This is a genomic window from Streptomyces sp. NBC_00637 (assembly GCF_045161545.1).
In the GTDB taxonomy this organism is placed as follows: Bacteria; Actinomycetota; Actinomycetes; order Streptomycetales; family Streptomycetaceae; genus Streptomyces.
Genome location: NZ_CP109046.1, coordinates 5,844,098 through 5,869,735 on the forward strand (window position 1 = coordinate 5,844,098; position 25,638 = coordinate 5,869,735).

The following is a 25,638-nucleotide window of genomic DNA, read 5'->3' on the forward strand; positions in this document are numbered from 1 at the left end:
GCGGGTGGGGTGGGGTGGACGGCTTTTGGTGCGTGCGGGGCGGCGGGGCGGGGCGTGGGTGGCGGTGCGGTCGGGGTGGGGAGGACCCGGCGATCCTGTGGTGCGGCCCGGCGGCGCGGTGTAGCGGTGCGCGGTGCGCCGGGGCGGTCGTGTCCTGGGGGGCGTACGGCCCGACGGCCCGGTCCTGGGCGAATGTGGAAGGCCCGGCTGAAGCGGACTACCGGTGCCGCCGCGTCGAATAGGCGCGTGAATTCATGACGTGCTGGTGTCGGCTCCTGCCGTGCGGTCCCGCAATTCTGCCGGGTCGTTTCTCGGAGCGTTCCCGGCGATTCCCGGCCGGTGTGCGCGTCCGAAATCCCTGCCTCGGCAACGGGTGACGTACCTGCGGAACGGCCTGCTCAGGCGGGTGAGGCAATCGGCGTCTCCGCCGTGAGGGGGATGCGGGACGCGGTGGGATCAGCGATGGGGATGTCGCCGGATGCACACCGCGCTCCCGGAATTCGAATGCGGGAAAACCGCCCACCGACTTCCGCGGATTTCTGTGGGAAGGCGGCCGGGACCCGCCGTCCTTCTTCCCGCGCCGGCCGGGTGGAGGCGGCCGATCTGCCCGCCGTCCACGCCGATCGGCGGCTCCGGCATGCCCGGCCCCTGGGTGGCGCGGGCGCCGGGCGAAGTGGGGACGGTCGGCGGTTCAGGCGCCCAGCGGGTCCAGGGTCAGTGGCTCGATCTTGCCCTCCAGCATGGCGCCGAGGCCCTGTGCGGCGCAGATGTCGGGCCGTTCGGCGATGTGTACCGGCATCCCCGTGGCCTGACGCAGCATCTGGTCGAAGCCCGGCAGCAGCGCGGAGCCGCCGACCATCATGATCCCGCGGTCGGCGAGGTCGGCGACCAGGTCGGGCGGGCACTCGCGGAGCACCCTGCCGATGCCGTCCAGTACGGCGGTCAGCGGGGTCTCGATGGCGTCCCGGACGGCCGCGGTGTCGACCTGCACGGACCGGGCCAGGCCGGTGGCGACGTCCCGCCCGTGGATCTCGGTGGACGCGGGGCCGTGCGAGGTGAGGCCGTTGCCGGAGAGGGCGACCTGCAAGGGCCGGACGGACTGGCTGGGCAGCATCAACTCGTGCTCGTGGCGCAGGTGCTGGACGATCGCGTGGTCCACGGCCTCACCGCCGACGGGGATCCGCTCGGCGGTCACGATCGAGCCGAGGGAGAGGACGGCGACCTGGGTGGCGGCCGCCCCGCACACCATGATCATGGTGGCCTCGGGGCGTTCGACGGGCAGCCCGCAGCCGACGGCGGCGGCGATCAGGGTGTCGACGAGTTCCACGCGGCGCGCGCCGAGGCCCACGAGTGTCTCGATCGCGGCGCGCTGGGCGAGCGGGTCGGCGTCGTGCGGGGTGCAGGCGGCGGCGCGCAGGAACGGCTTGCGGCGCAGCTGACGGCGGATCTTGTCGCCGAGGAGGTGGCGCAGCATGCGCTGGGCCATCTCGATGTCGACGACCGTACCGCCGGAGACCGGGCGTACGACGCGGATGTAGTGCGGCGTGCGCCCGGTCATCTTCTCGGCGAACTCCCCGACCGCGATCAGGGCGCCGGTGCGGGTGTTCACGGCGGCGGCGGACGGCTGGTCGACGACGAGCCCGGCCCCCTTCACGTACACCCGCGTCCGCGCCGCTCCCAGGTCGACGGCGAAGTGGCAGCGGCGCAGCTGCTCCAGACTGGCGGTCATGGCAGGTCCTCCCGAGAGCACAGACCGTGGGGGCTCGCCGGGCCGGCGGGCCTCTCGTGCGGGGGCCGCCGGGCGGTCGGCCTCCTTCGCATAGTGCGCGGGCGGGGAGGGGGCCGCTCTTTCTGGTGGGCCGGGCGAGGCGCGCCCGAATGGGGGTTCTGTCTCATATGCCCAAACTAAGTATGAAATACAGTCAGGCTGGGGAGGCGCGCGGCCGGGTCCGGGTGACATGACGGCCCCGGGGCCCCCGGGACGGCCCCGGGCCCCCGGGACAAGCGGGCGTCGCCCGGTTCGGGCGGTGCTACAGCGTGCGGACCGCTTCCAGTACCGGGGTGAGGGAGGGGACCACCGCGTCACAGCCCGCACCGAGCAGCGCCTGCTCCACGGTGGGATTGCGTGCGAGGCCGAGGAAGCGCAGACCCGCGGCCCGCGCGGCGGCGAGTTCGGCGAGCGTGGAGCCGATCAGGACGCCGGTGGCGGCGGGCGCGTCGAGCGGCCGCAGGGCGTGCAGCAGACGGTGCGGGTCCGGTGTGAGCCGGCCCAGGTCGTCGTCGCGGCCGTGGACGCCGGCCAGGAGCGGCAGCCGGTAGGTCTCCAGATAGCGGTGCACGGCCGCCGCGCAGACGTCCGTGGCCACCCCGACCCGGCGCCCCCGCTCGTGGAGGGTGCGGACGAGGACCACGGAGTGGTGTGTCGTGGGCGCGTCCGGTACGGCGCTCAGCTCCAGCCGGTCGAGACGGTCCCGCAGCAGGGGGCCCAGCCGGTCCTGGGCGAAGGCCCGCAGCACGTCCAGCGGGTGCACGAACAGCTCCCGGCCCGTCGCGCCCGGGTCGCCGAGCGGACGGCCCGCGAGCGCGTCCTCGGGGTCGCGGTGTTCGGCGACGATCCCGAGCAGATCGAGTGCGGCCGCCCGGGCGGTCGTCGCGGTGAACAGCCGGGTCAGCGGGCCGTCGAAGCCGAACAGCACGGTCTGCGCGTCGGCGAGCAGGTCCCGGAGCGGGCGCGCGGAGCGGCCGGCCGGCCGGCGCACCTCGGGGGGCGGCGCGTAGTCCGGCGCGAGCGTGACCGCGCAGGTCACCGCCAGGCCCGGCACCGGCCACCCGCCGAGCTGGGAGTTGACGGCCCGCTGCGCGCCGGCCGCCCGGCGGACCGAGTGGTGGCGGGTGATGCGCGAGCCCGCCGCCAGCAGATGGGCCAGCAGCCGCTCGGACACGGCCGTGGGCTCCGCCCGCACGAACGCCACCGGGTCGTCGACCCGCCAGGTCAGTTCGACGGCCGCGGTGAAGGCGCCCTTCCCGGAGCTCGGCAGGGAGACCCGGTCGACGGCGTGCCGCGGGGCGAGATCGACCTCGTAGTACGTCGCCGGGCGCGGCGAACGGCCGTCGTAGGGCAGGACGGGGTCGAGGAGGGTGAGCGGGCTGTCGGCGTGCGTGTGCACGATCGCGGTGCGGCCGGGCGCGGGGAGGCCCAGTCGGCGCAGGTCGCGGGCGAGGAAGGGGCCGCGCACCGGGTTCCGGACGTCGTCGCGCGCCTCCGCCGTGTCCGCGGCGTCCTCCTCCGGCGGCAGCGAGCAGTACCAGGCGGGCGGCGGGGCGTCCGGGGCGTCGCCGAACAGCGGCCGGAAGCGGTGCGGTCCGGAGGCGGCGGAGCTGTCGGCGAAGGCCGCGTAGAGGGCCGGCGGGACGGTGAGGAGGACGGGCGCGGCGCCCTGCGGGGGTGCGGGGAACTCGGGCCCGTCCTGGAACGTCACCCGCAGACGCGGCCGTTCGGCGAGCTCGGCGAGCGGGCCGGGAAGCCCGCGCAGGGCGGCGGCGAGCACCGGCAGGAGATACGCCTCGGGCCGGATCCGGACGGCGTAGCCGTTCCCGCGGACATGGACCTCGTACTGCTGGGGCGTGAGATCGCCACGGGCGAGGACCTCGTGGACGGCGTATTCGAGGGTGATGCGGGTCTCGGGGCGTGCGGTGAGGTCGGTGGGGGTCTCGAAGAGCAGGGTGGTCGTCCCGGCGGCCCGCGGCGGCGGGGGCTCCCCGGCGTCGGTGTCCCCGCCCAGCCTGCGCAGCGTCTCCGCGCTCACCGTCGCGAACGCGCCGGCCGTGCCGTCGGCCCCGCCCGCCTCCGCGCGGAACTCGCCCGTCGTGAGACCGGCCCGTTCGTCGATCAACCCGCCGATCCGGTCCAGGAGTTCGCGGGTGCGGCCGCGGGTCGTGCGGGGCAGGGTGCGCAGCAGCAGGTCGCGTACGCCGGGCCGGAAGTCGTACGAGCCGGGCGGACCCGGGACGGTGGTCAGCATGCCGCTGAGGATCACCTCGGCCAGGTGCTGGGGGCGCGGGTCGCGGTTCACGGCACGTTGGACGAGGCGCATCACCGGAACGGAGGGGACGGCCAGCGCGAGATGGCCGGCCAGCCGGAAGGCCTCCCGGGAGGCGGTGGCGCGGAAGCGCAGCACCAGGTCCCGGGCGGGCAGGGCGGCCGGGTCGGCGGCCTCCGCCCCGCCGGTGCCGGGCGGGACGGGCGACGGCGGCAGCCAGGCCACCGCACCCGGGACGCGCGCCCCGCCCGGACTCGCCACGAGCGCCGCCCAGTTGGCCAGCCAGGGCGCGCCCGGCTCCAGGACGGGGAGCGGGAGGGCCGCGTCGGGCCGGGGCGCGCTCTCGGGGTCGTACGGGGTGAACGTGAGCGCGGAGAGGGGGGCCGACCGGGTCGCGCAGGAGAGCAGACCCGGCTCGGCCGGGACGGCCGTCGTGGACCACAGATGCTCCGGGAGCGGCTGTACGACGGCCAGCGGCATCCGGGTCGCCCAGTGCCGCAGGGTCCGGTACCAGCGTTCGCCCGCCGGGCCGGGTCGCCACTGCGGGCCCATGCAGTCGCTCACGATCAGGGTGACCGTCCGGCCGTCCGCCAGGTCGGGAACCTGCCGGGCCTCGCCGTCGGGCGTGGCCGGGTGCGCGGTGACCGTGCGGAAGACGCCGGACTGGGCGAGGACGGTGTGCAGTTCACGGACGAGGGGCCGCCAGACGGGCATCGTCGGTCCGGTGTCGTGGACGAGGTTGAGGCGCAGCCAGCGGTCGCGCGCGGGACGCAGTACGGGCAGCCAGACGTCCGGGTGCGCGCCCAGCCGCGCGATGCGGTCGGCCGTCGCCCTCTCGTCGAGGAGGCGGGCGCGCGCCGAGGGCACCGTGCGCTTCAGCGGGCGCAGGGCCCGCTGGAGCGCGAGGGGGTGCGGGAGCATCGCGGGCGCGGGCGCGAGAACGGGACGGTTCCCGGCGCCGCCTCCGGGCCGGTCACCGGGATCGTCGGATGGCCCGGGCGCGGGGAGGCGGAGGGGGACACGTTCGGCGGGGTCGTCGGGCGCGGACTTCGCCGACGCACTCCCGTCCTTACGCCCGGCTCCGCTGTCGGACGTGCCGCCGGCCGCGTCGTCGGCCGGGCCGTCAACCGCACCGCCGGTGTCCCGCCCGGCCCCTGCGGCCGCCGCGTCGGGCACGCGCGGCTCCGGCGGCCTTGGGGACTCCTCCGGATCGCCCGACAGCCCCGCGAGCCAGAGCAGTTCGGCCAGCTCGCGAGGGGTGGGCGGGGTGTCCGCCGCCGCCGTCAGCAGGGCGGTCAGCCGGTCCATGGCGGACATGCCACCCCCCGGAGTCTCCTCAGAAGCCATCGCCGTCCGCCGTGGCGCCGAGGTACGGCATCAGTCGCTCCGCCAGAGCGTCGCGGGAGTCGGCGTCCAGACCGGCGACCCCGGTGAGGTAGAGCGCGTTCAGCAGCTGGTCGGTGGCGAGTTCACCGTCGGCGGCGCGGGTGAGGAAGCGGTCGATGAGGTGTTCCGCCTCGCCCGGCGGGGTGTCGAGGTGCGCCCGGACGATCTCGGTGAGCTGTTCGCGGCCGGGGCGGCGCAGCTTCAGCCGGACGCAGCGGCGCAGGAAGGCGGGCGGGAACTCACGCTCGCCGTTGCTGGTCAGGACGACGAACGGGAAGGCGCGGCAGCGCACCCTGCCCCGGGTGACGGCGACCGGGTCGTCCGCGCCGTCGGCCAGGACCCCGGCGGTGACGTCCTCGGCGGAGTGCCGGGCCGCGCGCATGAGTTCGGGGATCTCGTACTGGCCCTCCTCCAGGACGTTCAGCAGGTCGTTGGGCAGGTCGAGGTCGCTCTTGTCGATCTCGTCGACGAGGAGCGCGCGCGGGCGTTCGTAGGGCAGCAGGGCCGTGCCGAGAGGACCCAGGCGCAGATGGTCCTCGACCCCGCCCCCGCCGTCCGCGTCCCGTTCGCGCCGCGCCGCCTGCCGGGCCGCGTACAGCCGGGACAGCGGGTCGTACTGGTAGAGGCCGTCGGCCAGGGTGGAGCGGCTGGTGATGTTCCAGCGCAGTACCGGGCCGAGACCCAGCTCGCGCGCCACCGCGTACGCCAGGGAGGACTTGCCGGTGCCGGGCGGCCCGGTGACCAGCAGGGGGCGGCGCAGCACCAGAGCCGCGTTGACGAGTTCGACACTCTCCGGGGTGGCGACGTACGAGCGGGCGCGGTGGACGCGGTCGGGGGAGACGGCCGCCTCGTCGTCGGCGTCCCGGGGCGGCGGCACGACGGGCGCGCCGTCGAACGCCCGCCACGGTGGTGGCGCGGGCAGCCGGTCGATGCCGTCGTGCGGCTCGCTGTTCCCGGTGTAGACGGACCAGTGCGGCATGGTTCTCCGAAACTCTGGTGTGACTCGTGGGGCTCGTAGGGCTCGTGCGGCTCGGGGGCGGGCGTGGGGGTGGTGTCATGCCGGCGCGGGGCGGTGGCGGGCGCGGCTCAGGTCACGGGGGAGCGGGGGTGACCGGGCCCGTCGCCGTGCGGGTCGGCGAAGAGGCGCGGGTCGTCCCACAGCAGTTGGATGTCGTGCGCCCAGTGGCCGTCCTCCGCGTCGGCCTCCTCGCGCAACGCCAGGACCCTGCGCGGGAGTTCGGCGGGCGACACACCGGACACGCAGGTGTCGAGTTCGTCCAGGAAGGTCTTGCCCGCGCAGCCGTCCCCGCCGGCGCAGGACGCGTCCGGGCCGCCGGCGCAGCCCTCCCGGGACCAGATGACCATCGGGGCGGGCGCGTTGAGCGAGGTGTCGAAGTGCGGACGGGTGTGGGACGCGGCCGGGGCGGTCGCGAAACCGGCGAGACAGGCGTCGTCCCGGCGCAGCCGCACCCGCAGCCGGCGGGGTTCCTCCGGGCTGCCGCACTCGACCCGGTGCACCCGGGCGCCGGGCGCCGCGTCGAGCCGGTTCCACACCCGGGTCAGCTGGTGCCGTACGCCCGCCCTGCGGCGCGCCTGGTCGGTGACGACGAGCGGGTACACACAACCGAGCGGGGTGTCGTCGTCGGGCGTGCTCGCCCAGCGGTCGACGGGCAGGTCGATCCAGTCACGGGGCAGCGCGAACGCGAGCAACTCGTCGCAGCCGGGCGTCAGATAGCGGAAGGCGGCCTCGATCCGGTCCTGCACGAAGGCGCGCAGCCCGGCCTGCGGGACGGTGCCGGAGCCGACCGGATGCCGCTGGCCCCCGCTGTACGCGGACACCTCGACGCGGACATGTCCGTCACCCGCCCCGCTGTGCTGGAGGTCGACGAGGATGGGCGACCAGTCGGGAGCGGCGGCCGTCTCGGCAGGCGCCCGGAACAGGCTCTCCACATGGGCGGTGAAGCGGGCGACGGTGGCCGCCGCTTCGGCGCCGTCGACCTCGCACAGCACGAACAGGGCCGCCGACCACAGCGAGTCGAACCCCTCCTCGGGCGCGTCCGGGTCCAGCGGGCCCCGGGCGGACTCGTAGAGTCGCACCCGTCGCCCCGGATCACCGTCCAGACCGGCGCGCACGGCGCGCTCGACCAGTTCGCGCAGCCGGGTGCGGTCGGCGGTGCCGTGGTCGGAGGTGGGGACCAGGCCCTCCAGGTCGGGCCAGTAGCGGGCCATGACCTCGGTGGGCATCATCCGCCCGTTGTGCACCCCCCGGTCACCGGCGGCCGCCGTGACCATGCCGACGACCTCACCGGTGTCGGCGAGGGTGACCGCGGCGCCGCTGAACCCCGGGGCGAGCGGCTGGCCGCCGGGCTGCCAGGCCTCCAGCTGGATCCACTCACGGTTGAGCAACTGCGTTGCGGTGATGCGGTATTCGGCGAGAGTGCCCTCGTCGAAGCCGACCGGGAAGCCGTAGACGACGAGCTTGCGGGGCCGGTCGGGCCGCCGGTCGTGGGCGGCGTCCACCGGGGCCAGCGCGGCCGGGGCGACCGGGACGTCGTGCGTCAGCTCCAGGACGGCCAGGTCGCCGAGGTCGGTCGGGCCGCCGCCCCAGCCGCCGTCGGCGATCAGCCGGGCCGGTACGGCGGGGGCGCCGGGGCGTTCGGTGAAGGTCACCGTCAGGGCGTCCGGGTCGGCCTGCCGTACGACATGCGCGCAGGTCAGCACCCGGCGCGGGGTGACGAGGAAGCCGGCGCCGGCCACCTGGCCCGCGCTCTCGATCCGGGCGTGCCATTCGGCGCTTTTCATGAGGTGGAGGAGGGCGACCAGGTCAGCCGCACGACGAGGTGGCCCTCCGCCGTGCCCTTGGCGATGATCGCGCCGGTCTCCGCCGACAGCTTCACCCCGAACTCGATCTCCACCCCGTCGGGCCGCAACGTCCCGTCGCGGAACACCCGCAGCGCGGACTCGGCGGCCGCGCGCACGCCCTCCAGGGCGCCCTCGAAGGTGCGGGCCGCCTGGACGGTCCCGTCGCGGGCCACCAGCCGGGAACCGGGCCGCCCCTCCGTGACCGCCTCGACGGCGACCACGGCGCCGTCGTCGGTCCTGAACTCCACCAGTGCGTCCACGCTGCCCCCGTAACCCCTTACCCCTGTGTTCCCGCGGCGCTGCGCGGTCCTGCGGCTCTGCGCGCATCCATTGTCACGGACGGTACTGGAGATTGTCCTGCGTTCAGTGCGCCCGCGTGATCCGGATCACGCCAAGCTCCACCAAGTCCTGCGGCCGGATACGGAGTTGATCGGCCGTCGCCTCCGCCTCCGCCGGAGGCCGCTTGAGGATCGCCGCCGCCGACTCGGGCGCGATGACCGAGAAGTAGCTGTCCGGGGTGGCCCAGGTGCGGCCGGGCGCGGCCAGGGCCAGCGCGCCGCCGGAGCCGCCCTCGCCGATGACCAGCGTGGTGATCGGCGTGCGGGCGGTGGCGACCACGCCGAACAGCTCCGCGATCGCCGCGCCCGCCCCCTGCCGTTCCGCCTCGGCGTCGTTGGCCGCGCCCGGGGTGTCCACCAGGGTCAGCACCGGGATGCCGAGCCGGTCCGCGAGGCGGATCAGCCGGGCGGCCGTGCGGTACCCGGCGGGCCGGGTCGCTGCCCCGGTCTGGGCGGCATAGGCGACCGTACGGCCCTGGTGGACACCGAACCCGCACAGCATCCCGTCCGGGTCGACGCCGCCGCACCGGTCCCCGGAGATCGCGAGCCGGTGGGTGAAGTAGGCGTCCAGGTAGGCCCGGGCGCGCGGCCGTTCCGGAGCCCGGGCCCGCCGCACCGCGTCCCAGCCGGTACGCGGCAGATCCGTGGCGCCGAGCGCGTCGGGGACGGGCGCGGGCTCGCGGAGCGGCCGCGGCCGGGGCGGGGCGCCGGGGTCCGCCGCCGGCGGCCCGGCGGCCGGGTGGTCGGTCTCCCGGGGTCCGTCGGTCAGCAGCCGCAGCCACCGGCCCAGCACGTCCCGCAGCTCGGCCGGCGGCACCACCGCGTCCGCCGCTCCCGCCGCGACCTGCGCCCGGGCCGTGTAGGCGGCCGGGTCGGCGTCCGGCGGCCGGACCCGCGAGCCCGCGAAGCCGACCTGGGCGTCCGGCAGCGCGAGCACCACGTCGGCGCCCGCGCCCAGGGTGGCCCAGCCGCCGCCGGTCGTCGGGTCCCGCAGGACCGCGATCTGCGGCAGCCCGGCCTCCCGGGTGAGCGCCGACTGCCGTGCCACCCGCTGGAGTTGGGTGAGGGCGAGCATGCCCTCCTGCATCCGGCTGCCGCCCGTGGCGACCAACGGCACGACCGGCAACCGGTGTGCGCGGGCGTGGGTGTACGCCGCCTCCAGCCGGTCACCGGTGCGCTCGCCCAGCGAACCGCCCAGGAAGCCGAACTCGAAGGCGATCAGCACGGCCCGGACGCCCCCGACGCTCGCCGTGCCGCAGACGACGGACTCCGACTCACCGGTGCGCCGGGCCGCCCGCTCGCGCGAGGCGTCGTAGCCGGGCCAGCCGAGCGGCCCGTCGGGAGCCGGCGTCCGGGGCCCGCCGGACGGGTCGGGCAACATGCGGAAGTCGTCGGCGACGAGGGAGACGATGTCCCGCGCGCTCGCCCGCCGCGTCGTCATGACGGCAGCGCCCGCTTCATGATCTTCCCCATGTCGTTGCGGGGCAGCGCGTCGAGGTAGCGCACGACGCGGGGCCGCTTGTGCGGCGCGAGCCGACGGGCCACGTGGTCGGCCAAAGCGGCCTCGGCCGGCGGGGATCCGGGATCCGTCGGCACCACCCACGCGACGATCCGCTCCCCGAGGTCCTCGTCCGGCTCCCCGGTGACGGCGGCCTCGCGCACCCCCGGATGCTCCAGCAGCGCGTTCTCGATCTCGCCGGCCCCGATCTTGTACCCGCCGCTCTTGATGAGATCGGTCGCCTTGCGTCCGACGATCCGGACATAGCCGTCGGGATCACGCACGGCCACATCACCCGTCCGGAACCAGCCGTCGGGGGTGAAGGCGGCGGCCGTCGCGTCCGGCCGGTTCAGGTAGGCGGTGAACAGGTTCGGCCCGCGCACCTGGATCTCCCCGACGCTCTCCCCGTCGTACGCCTCCACGGCCGACCCGTCCTCGTCCACCAGCCGCAGCTCCACGCCGGGCAGGGGCACCCCGACGGTTCCCGCCCGCGCCTCCCCGTCCGCCCGGACGCTGGTGTTCATCAGCGTCTCCGTCATCCCGTACCGCTCGATCACCCGCCGCCCCGTCGCGGCCGCGATCCGTTCGTGGTCGTGCACGGGCAGCGCGGCCGAACCGGACACCAGCAGCCGTGCCCCGGCGAGCGCCTCGGCCAGTGCGGGATCGTCGGGCAGCGCCTCGGCGATGCGGTGGTACATCGTCGGCACCCCGAAGAGCATGCTCGCCCCGGTGCTCAGCTCCCGGGTCACGCCCTCCGTGTCGAACCGCCCGAGGTGCCGTACGGACCCGCCGCGCCGCAGCGGCCCGAGGATCCCCAGCACCAGCCCGTGCACATGGAACAGCGGCAGCCCGTGCACGAGGACGTCCGCGCCGGTCCACTGCCAGGCGTCGGCGAGCGCGTCCAGGGTCGTGGCGATCGCGCGGCGCGGGATGACCGCGCCCTTGGGCGGCCCGGTGGTGCCGGACGTGTAGACGACCAGGGCGGGGTCCTCGTCACCCGCGGGCGCGCCGACCGGCGCCCCGGCACCGTGCCCGGCGTCGCGGCCCCCGGCCTCGACGTCGATCCGTTCCAGTTCCCGCAGCGCGGGGGGCAGTTCGTCGCCCGGAGCCGCCAGCACCATCCCCGGCGCGCTGTCGCCCAGGATGTGCCCGAGCTCCTTGTCGCCCGACTTCGGGTTCAGCGGCACGGCGGCCACTCCGGCGAGGAGCGCGCCCACCACCGCGACGGCGGTCTCCAGCGACGGAGTCGCCCACACGGCGACCCGCTCCGCCCCCCGCACCCGGGCGCCGACGGCACCGGCCGCCGAGGCGAGCTGCGCGTACGTCAGGGAACGCGCACCGAACCGCAGGGCGGGGCGCCCGGACGGATCCTCCGACAGGGCCGGAAAGAGAGAGGACACGGAACAGGCTCCTTGAGCGACGGCGGGACACGACACCCCCGTCCTACCCCACCCGCCCGGCGCCCACCTGTCAGCCCGCCGCCTCCACCACGTCCGCGACGACGCAACTGACGTTGTCCGGCCCGCCGGCCCCGTTCGCGGCCCTCACCAGCGCGAGCACGGCGGCGTCCGGGGCCGGGGTCGCGCCGAGGAGGGCGCGGATGTCCTCGTCGGGGACGACGGTCGAGAGGCCGTCCGAACACAGGAGGTAGCGGTCGCCGGGCAGGGCCTCGTGCAGCCGGACGTCGGGGAAGCCGTGACTGCCGCCCGACAGGGCCTTCAGGAGCAGGGTGGGCTCGGGGTGGCTCAGGGCCTCCTCCGGGGTCAGCCGGCCCTCGTCCAGCAGCGACTGGACCACCGTGTGGTCGTGGGTGATGCGGAACAGGCCGCCGTCGCGCAGCAGGTAGGCGCGCGAGTCCCCGATGTGGACGAGGGCCAGGCGCGAGCCCGTCCACAACAGCGCGGTCAGCGTGGTGCCGGTCCCGTCGGCGCCCTCGGACACGTCCCGCACGGCGTCGCTCGCACTCCGTACCGCGTCCTCCAGCAGGTTCAGCACACCGCCCGCCGGCGCCTCCTCGGTGTCGAGGTACTTCAGTGCCTCGACGGCGGCACTGCTCGCGGGCCCGCCGGCCGCCCCGAACCCGTCGGCGACGGCGAGGAGCCGGGCGCCCGCGTAGGCGGTGTCCTGGTTGGCGGGCCGGACCAGGCCCCGGTCGGAGTGGGCGGAGTAACGGAGTTCCAGCATGGCGGTGTCCCTTCGTGAGGTGTCCGAGAGGTGGTCCACGAGGAACGCGGCGAGATCCCGTCGCGCCGCGGTCTCGGCCTCGACCCGCGCCCAGTACGCGCGGATCTCGCGGGCGGCGGCCGCCGGGCCGAGGACGCGGACCTCACGGATCCGGGCCAGCGGCATGCCGAGCCGCCGCAGCCACGCCACGAGCCGGGCCTGCTCCAGCTGCTCCACCGCGTAGTGGCGGTACCCGGTGTCCGGGTCGACCCGGGCGGGCCGCAGCAGGTCCAGCTCGTCGTAGAGGCGCAGGGCCTTCGGCGACAGGCGGCAGGCCCGCGCGAAGGCGCCGATCGTCAGCATCCGCTTGTTCATCCCGGTCTCCCCGTCGTCCTCGCGTTCCCGTCACCGATCCTGGGGCCTCCCCGAGGGGGAAGGTCAACCGGGTGGTCCCGGTCGCGGGGACGGCCGTTAACCTGCGGAGGTACGACCAGACGTACGCATCGGACGTACGGCTGTGCGGACGCGCAGACGTACGAGAACGGAGTCCCGCCGTGCCCCGAGTCGCCCTCGCCACCTACGACCCCCGGCCGGAGCCGAGCAAGGACCGGGATCTTCCCGGGCTGCGGGCGGCGCTGGAGGAGGCCGGGGCCGAGGCGGACGCCGTGTTCTGGGACGACGACATCGACTGGGCGTCCTACGACCTCGTCGTCATCCGCTCCACCTGGGACTACAGCTGGCGCGCCGCCGAGTTCACGGCCTGGGCGGAGCGGTGCGGCAAGCTGACGCGGCTGGCCAATCCGGCCTCCGTCGTGCGCTGGAACACCGACAAGCGGTACCTCGGGGAACTCGCGGCGGCCGGGGTGCCCACGGTTCCCACCCGCTTTCTCGCCCCGGGGGACGCCGACGCCGCCGCCGGGCTGCCGGGCGACCACGAGTACGTCGTCAAGCCCACCTCCGGCGCCGGCGCCCGCTACGCGGCCCGCTACACGCCCGACCGGCGCGAGGCGGCCGTACGGCACCTCGCGCGGATGCACGCCGAGGGGCTGACGGCGATGGTGCAGCCGTACATGCGGAGCATCGACACCGGCGGCGAACGGGCCCTGCAGTTCTTCGGCGGGAGCCTGCTGCACGCCAGCCGCAAGCGGGCCGTCCTGGCGCCCGGCACCGCCTTCGACGCCGACAAGGTCGCCCACCCCGGTCTGGAGCCCTGGACCCCGACCCCGGCCGAGCTCACCGTCGCCGAGCGCGCCCTGGCCGCCTTGCCCGACGCCCCCGAGCTGCTCTACGCCCGCGTCGACCTCGTGGACGGGGACGACGGGGAGCCGCGGGTGATGGAGCTGGAACTGGTCGAGCCGAACCTGTTCCTGTTCCTGCACCCGGAGTCGGTGCCGGCCGTCGTGGCGGCGATCCTGGCGGCCGCCACCCCCTGACGACCGCCCCGCTCCCGCGCCACCACCGTCCGGTTCCTACTCCCGGACCGTGGTCCGTTGCAGCAGCCCCCAGGTGAACTCGGCGACGACCTCCCGTCTCACGCCCCAGTCGTCCGGGGCCGTGAAGGCCAGGCCTGAGGGTCCCCCCGCGCCTTTCAGGCTGTGGGGGAGGGTGGGGGCGGTGCCCTCCAGGAAGCGGGCCGGGGCGAAGGCGTGGGCCGCCTCGTCGACCGTGCAGGACCAGGGCGTGAGGTCGTCGAGGCTGGTCAGGCGCGGGGGCGGGGCTCCCGGGGCGCGGACCAGCCACTCGTTCCAGACGCCGCCGTTCGGGGCGAGGAGCACCTCGAAGCGCAGTGCGGGCCAGAGGGGCAGCGGCCAGAGCAAGGCCTCGCAGTCGAGGTCCCCGACACGGCGGGGCAGCCGGGACTCCGGCTCGCCGAGGACCGAGCGGTAGCGGGCCAGTGAGCCCCGTGCGTGCGGTGAGTGGAGCATGGCCTGCCAACGCTTGTTGGCCTCCCGCATCTGGGTGAGGGAGACGCCGAGCGCATGGCGGGCGTCCTCCACCAGGTCCGGGTTGTGATCGGCCATGCGGCGCAGCAGCACCTGTTGGAAATCGAGCGCCGTGAAGGAGCCGGTAAGGCGTTTCTGGGTCGGCATGCCCTCCATCCTGGCCCACCGGGCGTACCGTCCTGGGCCACTGTGCGTTTCCCGCCCATTGCCCGGCGCAACGCCGTATGACAGCCTGTGTTCGTCATGCCGATCGCCTGTTGAAATCTCGAACACAGGCACCGAGTCGACTATCCAAGGAAGGGGGCCGGTTGTGGGACGCCTCGTACCTGCCGTGACCCGAGCTCTGGACATTCTCGAGCTCTTCCTCGACGGGGACGGTTCGCTCTCCGCCCCCGACATAGTGCGCAAGCTCCAGCTTCCGCGCACCACCGTGCACGAATTGGTGACCACACTCTCGGCGCGGGCGTACATCGTGGCCGTACCGGGACAGCCCGGACGGTACCGCCTCGGCGTACGTCCGTACCAGCTCGGCAGCCGCTACGCCGAGCAGCTCGACCTCGCCGCCGAGGGTCAGCAGGTCGCGCGCACCGTCGCTGAGACGTGTGACGAGACGGTCCACGTGGCGATCCTGGAGGGCGCGGACGTCATCTACATCGCCAAGGTCGACTCCACGCACGCGGTCCGGATGGTGTCGGCCGCCGGCCGTCGTCTTCCGGCCCACTGCACCTCCGTCGGCAAGATGCTGCTGGCCTCGCTCCCCGAGCCGGAGCTCAGCGCGCGCATCCCCGACGACGCCGACCTGATCCGGATGACCCCCAACAGCATCACCGAGCCCGGCGCCCTGCGCGAGGCCCTGGCGGAGATCCGGGAGCGGGGTGTCGCGGTGGAGCGCCGCGAGTCCAACCCGGACGTCAGCTGCGTGGCGGCGCCGGTGCGCGACCGCACCGGCCAGGTCGTCGCCGCCCTGTCCATCTCCGTGCCGATGATCCGCTGGAGCGACGAGCGCCGCGTCGAACTGGAACAGCTCGCCGCGAAGGGCGCCGCCGACCTGTCGGAGCTGCTGGGCTACCGGAGCGTGGCATGACGACGTCGTACGAGGTGGCCGTGCGGGCCGAGGCGGCTCTCGGCGAGGGTCCGACCTGGGACCCGGCCACCGGCCGGCTGCTCTGGCTCGACATACTCGGCTCCCGCCTGCACGGCTACGACCCCTCGACCGGCCACCGCACGGTCCGGGCGACCGACCAGCACGTGGGCGCCGCCAAGCCCCGCGCCGGGGGCGGCCTGGTGCTCAACCTCCGGGACGGCGTGGGCCTGCTCGACCCGGACGACAGCTTCCGCTGGCTGCACCACGAGCCGGTCCCCGGCCGCCGCGCCAACGACGCCGCCGTCGCGCCCGACGGCTCCCTCTGGGCCGGCACCATGCGCTACGACGAGGCTCCGGGCGGCGGCACCCTGTCCCGGATCACCGGCGACGGCTCGGCCGAGCCCGTCCTCGACGACGTGGCGGTCAGCAACGGCACGGGCTGGAGCCCCGACGGGACGCTGATGTACTACATAGACTCGCCGACGCGCCGGGTCGACGTCTTCGCGTACGCGGCGGACGGGCGGGTGGGCGAGCGCCGCGCCTTCGTCGAGATCGAGGACGGCGCGGGCTTCCCCGACGGCCTCACCGTCGACGCCGACGGCTGTGTATGGGTGGCCCTGTGGGACGGGGGAGCGGTGCGCCGCTACACCCCGGCGGGCGAACTGGACCGGGTGCTCGTCCTCCCGACCCCGAGGGTCACGGCCTGCGCGTTCGGCGGCGCCGACCTGACCGACCTGTACATCACCACCGCCCGGGTGGGCCTGCGCTCACCGCACCCGGTGGCCGGATCCCTGCTGGTGGTACCGGGAGCCGGCAAGGGCCTGGCCCAGCCGGCGTTCGCCGGCTGAAGCCGGACCGGCGCGCCGGGCGACGGGGGCGGGGGTCTCACCCCCGTCGCCGTCTCGCCGTAGCCGTCCCGCCGTCGCACGCGGGTGGGGCGGGGGCGGACGAACGGGTCCGCAGTCCGGCTCGACGGCGGGCCGAGGTGCGGCCAGGCCCGGGGCGGGCGGACGCCCGGTGGCACCCCGCCCGCTCTGCCCCGGCCCGCCCGCTCGACCCCGGTCGGGTGCTCCGCGCCCGGGGCTACCTCAGCCCGGCCCGCTTCAGCTCGTCCCCGGTCAGGGGTGGGCCGGTCAACGCCGGTTTCAGCGGTCCCCTCGCGGCCGCCAGCAGCACCGACGGGGCGAGCAGCACCTCGGGGCCGCGCTCCAGCGACGTCACGTCCGTGACCCGGCGGGCGATCCGCCCGTTGCCGGTGGCCGTGAGCATCAGGCGCCCGACATACGCGGCCACGAGCCGGTCCCGGAGGGTGGGTCCGTCCTCCGTGGCACCCGGACAGAACACGTCCTGGCCGACGGCAAGGTCCCACGCGGTGCTCACGGGCCGGGCCACGGCCTTCTGCACCCGCCGGGACAGTCCGGCGGCGCCCCAGCCCTGCCGGCGCACCACGTCCCGCAGGAGCACCGCGCTCTGGGCGGCGACGGCCAGACCGTGGCCGTAGAGCGGGTTGTACGCGGCCAGGGCGTCTCCGACGACGGCGAAGTTCTCCGGCCAGGCCGGCATCCGTTCGTAGAAGTGGCGACGGTTGACGGTGGCCCTGGTGTACGCCACGTCGGACACCGGCTCGGCCTGCTCGAGGAGCTCGCCGATGACGGGGTGGCGCAGTTCCTCGCGGGCGAAGCGGACGAAGTCGTCGTTCTCGGCGGAGGGTTCGCCGCCCCGGGTGCCGTTGAGGGTGACGATCCAGTGCCCGTCCTCGATGGGCAGCAGGAACCCGGCCCGCCCAGGCCCGCCGGCCCGCGGGTCGGGCTGCACGTTGACGATCGGATACCCGGACCGGGCCTGCTCGGGCGCGCGGAAGAGACGACTCGCGTATGCCAGCCCGGAGTCCACCTCCCGCCGCTCCACCTCGGTCAGCCCCAGCTCGGTCAGCCACCGCCCGGCCCGTGACCCGCGCCCGGTCGCGTCGACCACCAGCCCGCCCGGCACCATCCATTCCGCGTCCGGCGCCGACCCGGCGTCCGGCGCGGTGGAGGTCGCCCGCGCCGAGCCCTCCCGCGCCCTCACCCGGACCCCCGTGACCGCCCCCGCGTCGCCCGTCAGGCCCAGCACCTCGACACCCGAGAGCACCTCGATCCGGTCGTCCGCGAGGACCTGGGCCCGGATCGTCGCGTCCAGGAGGTCCCGGCCGGCCAGGATCACGTGGTGGGACTCGGGCCAGCGGCGGAACCAGCCCCGCGCGCCCATGACGACCATGTCCGTGGTGACCGGCGTCCGGCGCGCCCCGGCGGCCAGGAACGTCTCGGTGACGCCGGGCAGCAGTTCCTCCACCGCCCGCACCCCGCCCGACCACAGCATGTGGGCGTGGCGGGCCTGGGGCAGGCCCCTGCGCGGGGCGGGGCCGTCGGGCAGTACGTCCCGCTCGACGACGACGACCCGGTCGGCGAGGCCGGCCAGGGCGCGTGCCGCGAGCATGCCCGCATGGGATCCCCCCAGGACTACGGCGGTTCTGGCGGGAGGGGAGGGTTCACTCATGCGTGGACATGCTCTCTGCCGGGGCGACCGCGTGAGCGCGGACCGCCTGGATGTCGACGGGGTGGCGAAGGACGCGGGACACGGCCTGGATCTCCCGCAGGAGATAGGTGGTGTCCGGACGCGAGGACCCGGACGGGTCGGAGGAGGCGGCGGGGGAGACGGGGGAGGTTGCGGAGGCGGGGGAGGTGACGGCCTCCCGGGGCTCCGGGGGCGCCGGGTGCCGCAGCGCCCGAGTCCGGGCCTCGACCGCGTCCAGGAGCGTCACGGCGGCGGCGAGGGCCTGTGCCCGGCCGCGCTCGAAGCCGAGGGCGACGCCGGCGTCGTAGGACCGCGCGCGCAGGTCGTCGTCGAGGTGCCGGGCGAGCTGGAGCAGCGCGTCGCGGATGAACGTCTCGCGCCGGATCAGGCGCAGTTCCGGTGTGGCGCGCAGGTCGAAGGGCTCGCGGGCGCCGGTGACCCCGCGCATCAGCCGGGACAGCGGCTTCAGACTCCGGTGCCGGCGGCGGATCCGCCACCGCTCCTGGAGGTACTGGCCGGCGTGCGGGACGATGAAGCCGACCGCGACCAGGGTGGCGGCGATACAGGCGGCCGACGGGGCGATGCTGGTGTTCAGCCAGTCCAGGTCGTGCCCGGTCCAGCGGGCCCCCACCGCCGTCAGCTTGGCCGCGCTGAACAGCAGGTTGGTCACATAGCCGGCCCCCAGGAAACGAAGTCCCCAGCGCAGCCAGGCGTCCAGGCCCTCGGTGCGGCTCCAGTTCCAGACGAGCCGGGCGGTGACCGAGCAGGCCACCGTGTGCGCGAGCAGGTAGAGCAGGATCTCCTCGCGCATGAAGGGCGTGTTGGCGTAGTAGGTGTCCAGGTCCCGGATCTGTTCCACGGGTACGTCGGCGAGCGCGAACAGCACCCACAGCGCGACGACCACCCCCGCGTAGACGGAGACCACCCAGCGGGTCGCCCGCCGGGTCTGGGCCGAGCGTTCGGTACGCCCGTTGCGCCAGGCGATGATCAGCAGCAGCCAGGACGCGGAGAGCGCGGTGAGCAGGGAGTAGACCCAGGGTGCCGCGATGTTCGGCACGCCGGTGACCCGGTTGGTCCAGGCGATGGTCTTCGGGGCGGCGAAGACGAACACCGCGCAGGCGAAGACCAGCAGCCCGCCGACGGCGCGCAGCAGCGGGTCCCGCCAGAGTTTGAGGATGCTGGGCAGTTTGATGGCGAGGGCCGCGCCGAGGACCACGGTGGGCAGCCAGAAGGAGACGTACAGCCCGTGGCTCACCGCGCCGTGCCCCTGCGTCCGCGATAGCCCAGGGTCCGCTGGACCGCTGCCGTCTCCGCGTCCGGTCCGGCGGCGGGTCCGGGGTCGGCGAGGTAGCGCCGGAAGCGGGCCGCGAGGCGGTGGCCGAAGTCGTCGGCCTCGGCCTCGTCGTCCTCGCGGGAGCCGTCGCGGGCGGCGACGGTCAGGGCGAGTGAGTCCCAGCCCGACTGCCCGGCCAGGACGCCCGCCGCCACCGTGCCGACTCCGTGGTGGTGGCGGTGACCGGCGTGCAGATGCCACAACTCGTGCCCGAGGATGACCAGTTGCTGCACGTCCTCGGCTCGCTCCTCGACGATGACCAGGTCGAAGTCCTGGAACTCCACCCACAGTCCGGTCACCTCGATCTCGTCGGGGAACCGCTCGAACCGCACCTCGACGGGGCGTCCGCCGCGCCGCGCGGACATCTCCTCGCACAGCGCCCGGCACACGGCCCGTACCCCGGCCGGCCGGTCGGGGCGCGCCCGCAGCGCGGCGGAGAGATCGCCGGTCAGCTCGCGCATGGCCGGTCCGGTCCTCGCGCGCCGCAGCGCCGAGCCGATCCGGGCCGCCCTCCCGCGCGCGCCCGCGATGTCCATCCGCTCCCCCTTCTCAACCGCCCTGCGGCAGACCGTTCGAGCCTACGCGGCCGGTTGTGCTCACGTCACGGGAAGTCCGCACGGGGCGCGCCGGGGTCCTTCGGGCGTCCACCGGACGCCGCCGATAGAAAGCGCTGTCATAGATCCCGTCAAAACCATTGACGTGCAGGCGCATCGATTTTACGGTCCCGTTCGAAGTTACGAGCGGAATTCGAAATGTCGAACCATGAGAACGGCAGGGGCAAGGTATGGGACAACCTGGCCTGAATCGCAGGCAACTTCTCGCCGCCGCGGGAGGGTTGGCCGTGGCGGGCAGTTTCGGCTTCGCCGCCCTCGGTACGGGAGCCGACGCGCTCGCCGCGGGGGCCCGCACCCGGGTCCGCTACTGGAACCTCTTCCAGGGCGGCGACGGTGCCAATCAGGTCGCGATGGTGGACGCCTTCCGCGACGAGCACCCGGACATCGCCGTCAAGGACTCCACCCTCGCCTGGGGCGGTCCCTACTACACCAAGCTCGCCATGGCCGCCGCAGGCAACCGCGCCCCCGACCTCGGGGTCATGCACCAGGGCCGCATTCCCGGCTTCGCGCCCGGCCGCCTCCTGGACCCCTGGGACGTGGACCTCCTCGCCGAGCACGGCGTACGCGAGGCCGACTTCAACCCGGTGCTGTGGCAACGCGGCATCGTCGACGGCAAGTTGTACGCACTGCCGCTGGACATCCACGTCCAGCTGAACTTCTACCGCAAGGACGTCTGCGAGAAGGCGGGCCTCCTCGACACCGCCGGCCGCCTCCCCGCCGCCGGCTCCGCCGACGAGTGGTTCGACATCCTGAAGGCGGCCAAGGGGCAGCTGAAGAAGGGGCAGCAGACGCTCGGCCTGCATGCCAACGACCAGAACTTCTGCTGGTGGTTCTTCGTCGCCTTCTACCAGCAGCTCGGCGGCACCTACTTCGACGACGACCACACGAGCGTCACCTTCGACACGGACAGGGCCACCCAGGTCCTGGAGTTCCTCCGCAAGCACGTCACCGACGGGTACGTCACCGTGGGCGAGGCGGACGGCGAGGCGTTCCTGGCCGGTTCGCCGTTCACCTGGGAGGGCAACTGGTCGGTGCCCTACTTCAACGGCGAGAAGGTCGAGTACGGCGCCCAGCCGCTGCCCCCGGTCTTCGGCACCGCGGCCACCCACGCCGAGTCGCACTCCTTCGTCCTGCCCCACCAGGCCGGCCGCGGCGGCGACGCCGACGAGGGCGCCTACCGGCTCGCCGCCTATATGGTCACCCATGCCACCACCTGGGCCAACGGCGGTCACGTCCCCGCCTATCTGCCCACCTTCAAGGACCCGGCCTACCTGAAACTGGCCCCCCAGGACGAGTACTCACGCCCCGCCATGGACCACCAGGCCAACGAACCCCACATCTGGTTCGCCGGCTCCACCGGGGTCCTCGCCCAGCGCGTCGGCCCCATCGTGGCCGCCTCCAACCTCGGCTCCGCGTCCCCGGCCACGGCGGCCCGCCGGATGAAGTCCGCACTGGCGCAGCTGCTGGCGATGAAGAACCCGATGGACGGCCGCACGGCGGCCCAGGAGCTGAGGGGAGCCGGCGCATGAGCACGCTCGCGCACGCCCGGACACTGCCGCCGCGCACCGCGGTCGCCGCCGACTCCGCCCGCGCCCGCTGGGGCCGCCGCTTCCAGCACGGCGGCTGGTTCGTGGCCCCGTTCTTCGTCCTCTACGGCCTGTTCGTCGTGCTGCCCGTCGTCCGCGGCCTCTACCTCAGCTTCACCGACGCCAACATCTCCGGCGACCACACCGGTTTCGTCGGCCTCGACAACTACCGCGAGGCACTGAAGGACGACCTGGTCTGGGACTCCCTCTGGCACAGCGTGCAGTTCACGCTCTACGTGGTCCCGGTGATCGTCGTCGTGGCCCTGCTGATGGCGCTGATCGCGCACCACACGACGCACTTCAAGTGGCTGTGGCGGCTCTGCTTCTTCGCGCCGTTCCTGCTTCCCTCCGCGGTCATCGGCAACCTGTGGTGGTGGCTGTTCCAGCCCACCAACGGCATGGTCAACCACGTCCTGGGCTGGGACACCCCGTGGCTCACCCAGAAGTCCACGGCGATGCTCGCGGTCGTCGTCGCGACCCTGTGGTGGACGGTCGGCTTCTCGTTCCTCCTCTACCTGGCCGCGCTCCAGAACATCCCCCACCACCTCTACGAGGCCGCCGAGCTGGACGGGGCGAACGCGTTCCAGCGGATGCTGCACATCACCGTGCCCAACCTGCGCAACATCACCGGCCTGGTCCTCGCCCTCCAGATCCTCGCCTCGCTCCAGGTCTTCGACCAGGCCGTGGTGATGTACCAGTTCGGGCCCGGACCGGAGGAATCGACCCGCACCTTCGTGCAGTACACCCTCGAACAGGGCTTCACCAGCTACCGCGTGGGCTACGCCTCCGCGATCTCCTTCATCCTCTTCATCATCGTCGCGGCCGTCGCCCTCGGGCGGATGTGGCTGCTGCGCAACCGCGAGGAGGTCGCCGTCCGATGACCACGCTTCCCACGCCCCCGACACCCACCACCCCCGCGCTCCGCAAACCGCGCGGCACCTGGACCCCGGCGCAGATCGCCCTCACGCTCGTGGCGGCGGCCCTCTCCCTGGTCTGGCTGGCCCCGCTCGCCTGGGCGCTGTCGACGTCCCTGAAGACCCCCACCGAGTCGGTGACGTCCCCGCACTGGATCCCGCAGGACCTCACCCTGGACTCCTGGAAGGCGGTGATCGAGGCGGGCAACATCCCCAACTGGTTCGTGAACTCGGTCGTCGTCTCCGTCTGCGTCACGTTCGTCGTCCTCGCGGTCGCCTCCCTCGCGGGCTACGGCTTCGCGCGTACGGAGTTCCGGGGCAAGTCGGCGCTGATGGCGCTGACGATGGCGGGCCTGATGTTCTCCCCGGCGATCCTCGGCGTCCCGCTCTTCACCACGGTCCAGTCCCTCGGCATGGTGGACACCTACTGGGGCATGATCCTTCCGCAGTGCGCGCCGGCGGCGATGGTCTACATCCTCTACAAGTTCTTCCAGTCGCTGCCGAAGGAGCTGGAGGAGGCGGCCTTCATCGACGGCGCGGGCCGTTGGCGGATCTTCTTCACGATCGTCCTGCCCCTGTCGAAGCCCTCCCTCTCGGCGGTCGGCATCTTCACCTTCATCGCCTCCTGGAACAACTTCCTGTGGCCCTACATGGTGACCAACAACCCCGACCTGATGACCATGCCGAACGGCATCGCCACCGTGCAGAACGCCTTCGGCATCGTCTGGCCCCAGCTCATGGCCGGCGGGCTGCTGGCCGGCCTCCCGCTGATCGTCGTGTTCGTGTTCTTCCAGAGCCAGATCGTGCGGGGCGTCGCCCACACGGGTCTGGCGGGCCAGTAGAACCGTTTCCCGGGGGCGGGTGGACCGCGCGCCAGGCTCGGACCCACCCCGCCCCACCCCGGCGCCACCGCGCCCCACCACACCCCCGCCCGTAGCCGCCAATGGACCAGCACCCCTCCCCGAAAGGCGTTCATGCACACCGCACGTCTCACCCTCGACCCCGCCTTCACCATCGGCGAAGTCAACCCCCGTCTCTTCGGCAGCTTCGTGGAACACCTCGGCCGCTGCGTCTACACCGGCGTCTTCGAGCCCGGCCACCCGTCCGCCGACGAGGCGGGACTGCGGACCGACGTCCTGGACCTGGTCCGCGAACTCGGCGTCACCGCCATCCGCTACCCGGGCGGCAACTTCGTCTCCGGCTACAAGTGGGAGGACTCGGTCGGCCCCGCCGAGGACCGCCCGCGCCGCCTCGACCTGGCCTGGCGCTCGACGGAGAGCAACCGCTTCGGCCTCTCCGAGTACATCGCCTTCCTGCGCAAGATCGGCCCGCAGGCCGAGCCGATGATGGCCGTCAACCTCGGCACCCGGGGCGTGGCCGAGGCCCTGGAGCTCCAGGAGTACGCCAACCACCCGTCCGGCACGGCGCTTTCGGACCTCCGGGCCGCCCACGGCGACAAGGACCCCTTCGGCATCAAGATCTGGTGTCTGGGCAACGAGATGGACGGGCCCTGGCAGACCGGTCACAAGACCGCCGCGGAGTACGGCCGCCTCGCCGCCGAGACCGCTCGCGCCATGCGCCAGATGGACCCGTCCGTGGAACTGGTCGCCTGCGGCTCCTCCAGCCAGTCCATGCCGACCTTCGCCGAGTGGGAGGCGACGGTCCTGGCGGAGACGTACGACCTGGTCGACCACATCTCCCTGCACGCCTACTACGAGCCGCAGGACGGCGACCTCGACTCCTTCCTCGCCTCGGCGGTGGACATGGAGTCGTTCATCGAGAACGTCGTCGCGACCTGCGACCACGTGGGCGCGAAGCTCAAGTCGAAGAAGAAGATCAACCTCTCCTTCGACGAGTGGAACGTCTGGTACATGTCGGGGTGGCACGCGATCGAGGACTCCGCCACGCGGGACTGGGCCGAGGCTCCCCGCCTGCTGGAGGACAACTACAGCGTGATGGACGCGGTCGTCTTCGGCTCGCTCCTCATCGCGCTGCTGCGGCACGCCGACCGGGTGACGGTCGCCTGTCTCGCCCAGCTCGTCAACGTCATCGCCCCCATCCTCACCGAGCCGGGCGGCCCGGCCTGGCGGCAGACCACGTTCTTCCCGTTCGCGCAGGCGTCGAGGCACGGCCGGGGCACGGTCCTCGACGTGCGAGTGGAGTCGCCGACGTACACGACGGCCAGGTACGGGGAGGCGGACCTCCTGCACGCCACCGCCGTCCGCGCCGACGACGGCACGGTCACCGTGTTCGCCGTCAACCGCAGCCGTACCGAGGCGCTGCCCCTCCACATCGGGCTGACCGGTCTCGGCCTGACGTCGGTCGTCGAGCACAGCGTGCTCGCGGACGCCGACCCGGACGCCCGCAACACCCTCGCCGACCCCGAGCGGGTCGCACCGCACCCGGCCGAGGGCACGGCGCTGACGGACGGCGGGCTGACGGCGACGCTGGAGCCGCTGTCGTGGAACGTGATCCGGCTGGCGTGATCGGACCGGCCCGACCACGAACGGCCGGGCACGGCCGGAGGGAGGCACGGGGGAAGGCCCGGCGCCGGGTGTCACGGTGACGCGCCACCCGTGACGCCCGGCCCGTGCCGTCCGGCCTCGTGACGCGGCGGAAGGCCGACAGTGGCCGGCCGTCCGCCGACGGCACAATGGGCTCATGAGGATCTCGGCACGGGCGGACTACGCGGTGCGGGCGGTACTGGAGCTCGCGGTACGGCAGGGCGGCGACCCGGTGAAGGCCGAGTCGATCGCCGCCGTGCAGGACATCCCGCACAAGTTCCTGGAGGGGATCCTCGGCGACCTGCGGCGTGGCGGGATCGTCGACAGCCGGCGCGGCGGGGGCGGCGGCTACCGGCTGGCCCGCGATCCGGCGGCGATCACGGTCGCGGACGTGGTCCGGGCGGTGGACGGCCCGATCGTGTCCGTACGCGGCGAACGTCCGACCGAGTTGACGTACACCGGCTCGGCGCAGCCCCTGCTCCCGCTCTGGATCGCCCTGCGGGCGAACGTGCGGCGGGTCCTGGAGGGCGTCACGATCGCCGACATCGCGGCCGACGCCCTGCCGGACCCGGTCCAGGCGCTGGCCGCCGAGCCGGCGGCCTGGGAGAACCCGTGACACCCGCGGGGCCGCGGCGCGGTCGTCGCAGTCTCGCGCCCTGACGCGGAGCGACCGGGTGTGAACGGGCCGTGGTGAATGGCCGGAGTTCCACCTGGGCGTGCCCCAGTGCTCTCCCTACGATGCGATCGCCCCGGTTCTTCACAGCAACTCCATTGGTGCTTCACAGAGTTGCCGTACCGAGCCGGACGCGCGTCCACCCCC

The 25,638-nt window shown here is 74.0% G+C and carries 20 protein-coding genes; 8 read left to right on the forward strand and 12 right to left on the reverse strand.

Annotated elements, in window-relative coordinates; translation table 11 throughout:
• Positions 1–691: 691 nt before the first annotated feature.
• The 8 genes from OG440_RS25625 to OG440_RS25660 form a co-directional block, all read right to left on the reverse strand.
• Entirely contained in the window at positions 692–1,729 is a 1,038-nt protein-coding gene (locus OG440_RS25625) for a rod shape-determining protein (protein ID WP_406009124.1), read from the reverse strand.
• Between the two features lie 301 nt (positions 1,730–2,030).
• Positions 2,031–5,357: an SAV_2336 N-terminal domain-related protein gene (locus OG440_RS25630; protein ID WP_406009125.1), complete on the reverse strand. Its 3,327-nt coding sequence runs from the start codon at positions 5,355–5,357 to the stop codon at positions 2,031–2,033.
• Positions 5,358–5,376: 19 nt separating this feature from the next.
• The gene (locus tag OG440_RS25635; RefSeq protein ID WP_406009126.1) at positions 5,377–6,405 is read right to left on the reverse strand and encodes an AAA family ATPase; all 1,029 of its coding nucleotides are present in this window, start codon (positions 6,403–6,405) and stop codon (positions 5,377–5,379) included.
• Between the two features lie 107 nt (positions 6,406–6,512).
• A complete protein-coding gene (locus tag OG440_RS25640) occupies positions 6,513–8,228 on the reverse strand; it encodes a trypsin-like peptidase domain-containing protein (protein ID WP_406009127.1) in 1,716 nt (571 codons plus the stop codon).
• Complete coding sequence (locus tag OG440_RS25645) at positions 8,225–8,548, reverse strand: CU044_2847 family protein (RefSeq protein WP_406009128.1); 324 nt, start codon at positions 8,546–8,548, stop codon at positions 8,225–8,227. The genes OG440_RS25640 and OG440_RS25645 overlap by 4 nt, the downstream gene beginning before the upstream one ends.
• A gap of 103 nt (positions 8,549–8,651) precedes the next feature.
• Complete coding sequence (locus tag OG440_RS25650; RefSeq protein WP_406009129.1) at positions 8,652–10,067, reverse strand: carboxyl transferase domain-containing protein; 1,416 nt, start codon at positions 10,065–10,067, stop codon at positions 8,652–8,654.
• On the reverse strand, positions 10,064–11,524 hold the full coding sequence (locus tag OG440_RS25655; RefSeq protein WP_406009130.1) for an acyl-CoA synthetase: 1,461 nt from the start codon (positions 11,522–11,524) through the stop codon (positions 10,064–10,066). The genes OG440_RS25650 and OG440_RS25655 overlap by 4 nt, the downstream gene beginning before the upstream one ends.
• A gap of 70 nt (positions 11,525–11,594) precedes the next feature.
• The gene (locus OG440_RS25660) at positions 11,595–12,662 is read right to left on the reverse strand and encodes a MerR family transcriptional regulator (RefSeq protein ID WP_406009131.1); all 1,068 of its coding nucleotides are present in this window, start codon (positions 12,660–12,662) and stop codon (positions 11,595–11,597) included.
• 179 nt (positions 12,663–12,841) lie between these two features.
• On the opposite strand from OG440_RS25660, the gene OG440_RS25665 reads away from it, so the two are divergent.
• The gene (locus OG440_RS25665; protein ID WP_406009132.1) at positions 12,842–13,720 is read left to right on the forward strand and encodes a RimK family alpha-L-glutamate ligase; all 879 of its coding nucleotides are present in this window, start codon (positions 12,842–12,844) and stop codon (positions 13,718–13,720) included.
• A 36-nt stretch (positions 13,721–13,756) separates the two neighbouring features.
• Here OG440_RS25665 and OG440_RS25670 read toward each other — a convergent pair whose 3' ends face one another.
• Positions 13,757–14,377: a hypothetical protein gene (locus OG440_RS25670; RefSeq protein WP_406009133.1), complete on the reverse strand. Its 621-nt coding sequence runs from the start codon at positions 14,375–14,377 to the stop codon at positions 13,757–13,759.
• Positions 14,378–14,540: 163 nt separating this feature from the next.
• Here OG440_RS25670 and OG440_RS25675 point away from each other — a divergent pair, with 163 nt between their 5' ends.
• Complete coding sequence (locus OG440_RS25675; protein WP_406009134.1) at positions 14,541–15,314, forward strand: IclR family transcriptional regulator; 774 nt, start codon at positions 14,541–14,543, stop codon at positions 15,312–15,314.
• Positions 15,311–16,162: an SMP-30/gluconolactonase/LRE family protein gene (locus OG440_RS25680; RefSeq protein WP_406009135.1), complete on the forward strand. Its 852-nt coding sequence runs from the start codon at positions 15,311–15,313 to the stop codon at positions 16,160–16,162. Before OG440_RS25675 ends, OG440_RS25680 begins: the two co-directional genes overlap by 4 nt.
• Positions 16,163–16,397: 235 nt before the next feature.
• Here the strand turns inward: OG440_RS25680 and OG440_RS25685 are convergent, their stop codons facing one another.
• From OG440_RS25685 to OG440_RS25695, 3 genes are read right to left on the reverse strand one after another with little or no spacing between them, the layout of a single operon-like run.
• Positions 16,398–17,789 carry an NAD(P)/FAD-dependent oxidoreductase gene (locus OG440_RS25685; RefSeq protein WP_406009136.1) on the reverse strand — a complete coding sequence of 464 codons (1,392 nt, stop codon included), beginning with the start codon at positions 17,787–17,789 and terminating at the stop codon, positions 16,398–16,400.
• A 52-nt stretch (positions 17,790–17,841) separates the two neighbouring features.
• On the reverse strand, positions 17,842–19,122 hold the full coding sequence (locus OG440_RS25690) for an MAB_1171c family putative transporter (protein ID WP_406009137.1): 1,281 nt from the start codon (positions 19,120–19,122) through the stop codon (positions 17,842–17,844).
• On the reverse strand, positions 19,119–19,736 hold the full coding sequence (locus OG440_RS25695) for a toxin-antitoxin system, toxin component family protein (protein WP_406009138.1): 618 nt from the start codon (positions 19,734–19,736) through the stop codon (positions 19,119–19,121). The genes OG440_RS25690 and OG440_RS25695 overlap by 4 nt, the downstream gene beginning before the upstream one ends.
• 248 nt (positions 19,737–19,984) lie before the next feature.
• On the opposite strand from OG440_RS25695, the gene OG440_RS25700 reads away from it, so the two are divergent.
• The 5 genes from OG440_RS25700 to OG440_RS25720 all read left to right on the forward strand — a co-directional run bounded on the left by OG440_RS25700 (position 19,985) and on the right by OG440_RS25720 (position 25,434).
• Complete coding sequence (locus tag OG440_RS25700; RefSeq protein WP_406009139.1) at positions 19,985–21,343, forward strand: extracellular solute-binding protein; 1,359 nt, start codon at positions 19,985–19,987, stop codon at positions 21,341–21,343.
• The gene (locus tag OG440_RS25705; RefSeq protein ID WP_406009140.1) at positions 21,340–22,281 is read left to right on the forward strand and encodes a carbohydrate ABC transporter permease; all 942 of its coding nucleotides are present in this window, start codon (positions 21,340–21,342) and stop codon (positions 22,279–22,281) included. Before OG440_RS25700 ends, OG440_RS25705 begins: the two co-directional genes overlap by 4 nt.
• Positions 22,278–23,156 carry a carbohydrate ABC transporter permease gene (locus OG440_RS25710; protein ID WP_406009141.1) on the forward strand — a complete coding sequence of 293 codons (879 nt, stop codon included), beginning with the start codon at positions 22,278–22,280 and terminating at the stop codon, positions 23,154–23,156. Before OG440_RS25705 ends, OG440_RS25710 begins: the two co-directional genes overlap by 4 nt.
• 132 nt (positions 23,157–23,288) lie before the next feature.
• Positions 23,289–24,800, forward strand: coding sequence for an alpha-N-arabinofuranosidase (locus OG440_RS25715; RefSeq protein ID WP_406009142.1), 1,512 nt, complete (start codon positions 23,289–23,291; stop codon positions 24,798–24,800).
• Positions 24,801–24,975: 175 nt separating this feature from the next.
• Positions 24,976–25,434 carry an RrF2 family transcriptional regulator gene (locus tag OG440_RS25720; RefSeq protein WP_406009143.1) on the forward strand — a complete coding sequence of 153 codons (459 nt, stop codon included), beginning with the start codon at positions 24,976–24,978 and terminating at the stop codon, positions 25,432–25,434.
• The last annotated feature ends 204 nt before the right edge of the window (positions 25,435–25,638 follow it).

Coding starts and splice junctions, on each gene's coding strand:
- OG440_RS25705 (WP_406009140.1), top strand. CDS start 21,340: ATGAGCACGCTCGCGCACGCCCGGACACTGCCGCCGCGCACCGCGGTC.
- OG440_RS25695 (WP_406009138.1), bottom strand. CDS start 19,736: ATGGACATCGCGGGCGCGCGCGGGAGGGCGGCCCGGATCGGCTCGGCG.
- OG440_RS25660 (WP_406009131.1), bottom strand. CDS start 12,662: ATGAACAAGCGGATGCTGACGATCGGCGCCTTCGCGCGGGCCTGCCGC.
- OG440_RS25640 (WP_406009127.1), bottom strand. CDS start 8,228: ATGAAAAGCGCCGAATGGCACGCCCGGATCGAGAGCGCGGGCCAGGTG.
- OG440_RS25700 (WP_406009139.1), top strand. CDS start 19,985: ATGGGACAACCTGGCCTGAATCGCAGGCAACTTCTCGCCGCCGCGGGA.
- OG440_RS25715 (WP_406009142.1), top strand. CDS start 23,289: ATGCACACCGCACGTCTCACCCTCGACCCCGCCTTCACCATCGGCGAA.
- OG440_RS25710 (WP_406009141.1), top strand. CDS start 22,278: ATGACCACGCTTCCCACGCCCCCGACACCCACCACCCCCGCGCTCCGC.
- OG440_RS25680 (WP_406009135.1), top strand. CDS start 15,311: ATGACGACGTCGTACGAGGTGGCCGTGCGGGCCGAGGCGGCTCTCGGC.
- OG440_RS25625 (WP_406009124.1), bottom strand. CDS start 1,729: ATGACCGCCAGTCTGGAGCAGCTGCGCCGCTGCCACTTCGCCGTCGAC.
- OG440_RS25670 (WP_406009133.1), bottom strand. CDS start 14,377: ATGCCGACCCAGAAACGCCTTACCGGCTCCTTCACGGCGCTCGATTTC.
- OG440_RS25685 (WP_406009136.1), bottom strand. CDS start 17,789: ATGCTCGCGGCACGCGCCCTGGCCGGCCTCGCCGACCGGGTCGTCGTC.
- OG440_RS25635 (WP_406009126.1), bottom strand. CDS start 6,405: ATGCCGCACTGGTCCGTCTACACCGGGAACAGCGAGCCGCACGACGGC.
- OG440_RS25720 (WP_406009143.1), top strand. CDS start 24,976: ATGAGGATCTCGGCACGGGCGGACTACGCGGTGCGGGCGGTACTGGAG.
- OG440_RS25630 (WP_406009125.1), bottom strand. CDS start 5,357: ATGTCCGCCATGGACCGGCTGACCGCCCTGCTGACGGCGGCGGCGGAC.
- OG440_RS25650 (WP_406009129.1), bottom strand. CDS start 10,067: ATGACGACGCGGCGGGCGAGCGCGCGGGACATCGTCTCCCTCGTCGCC.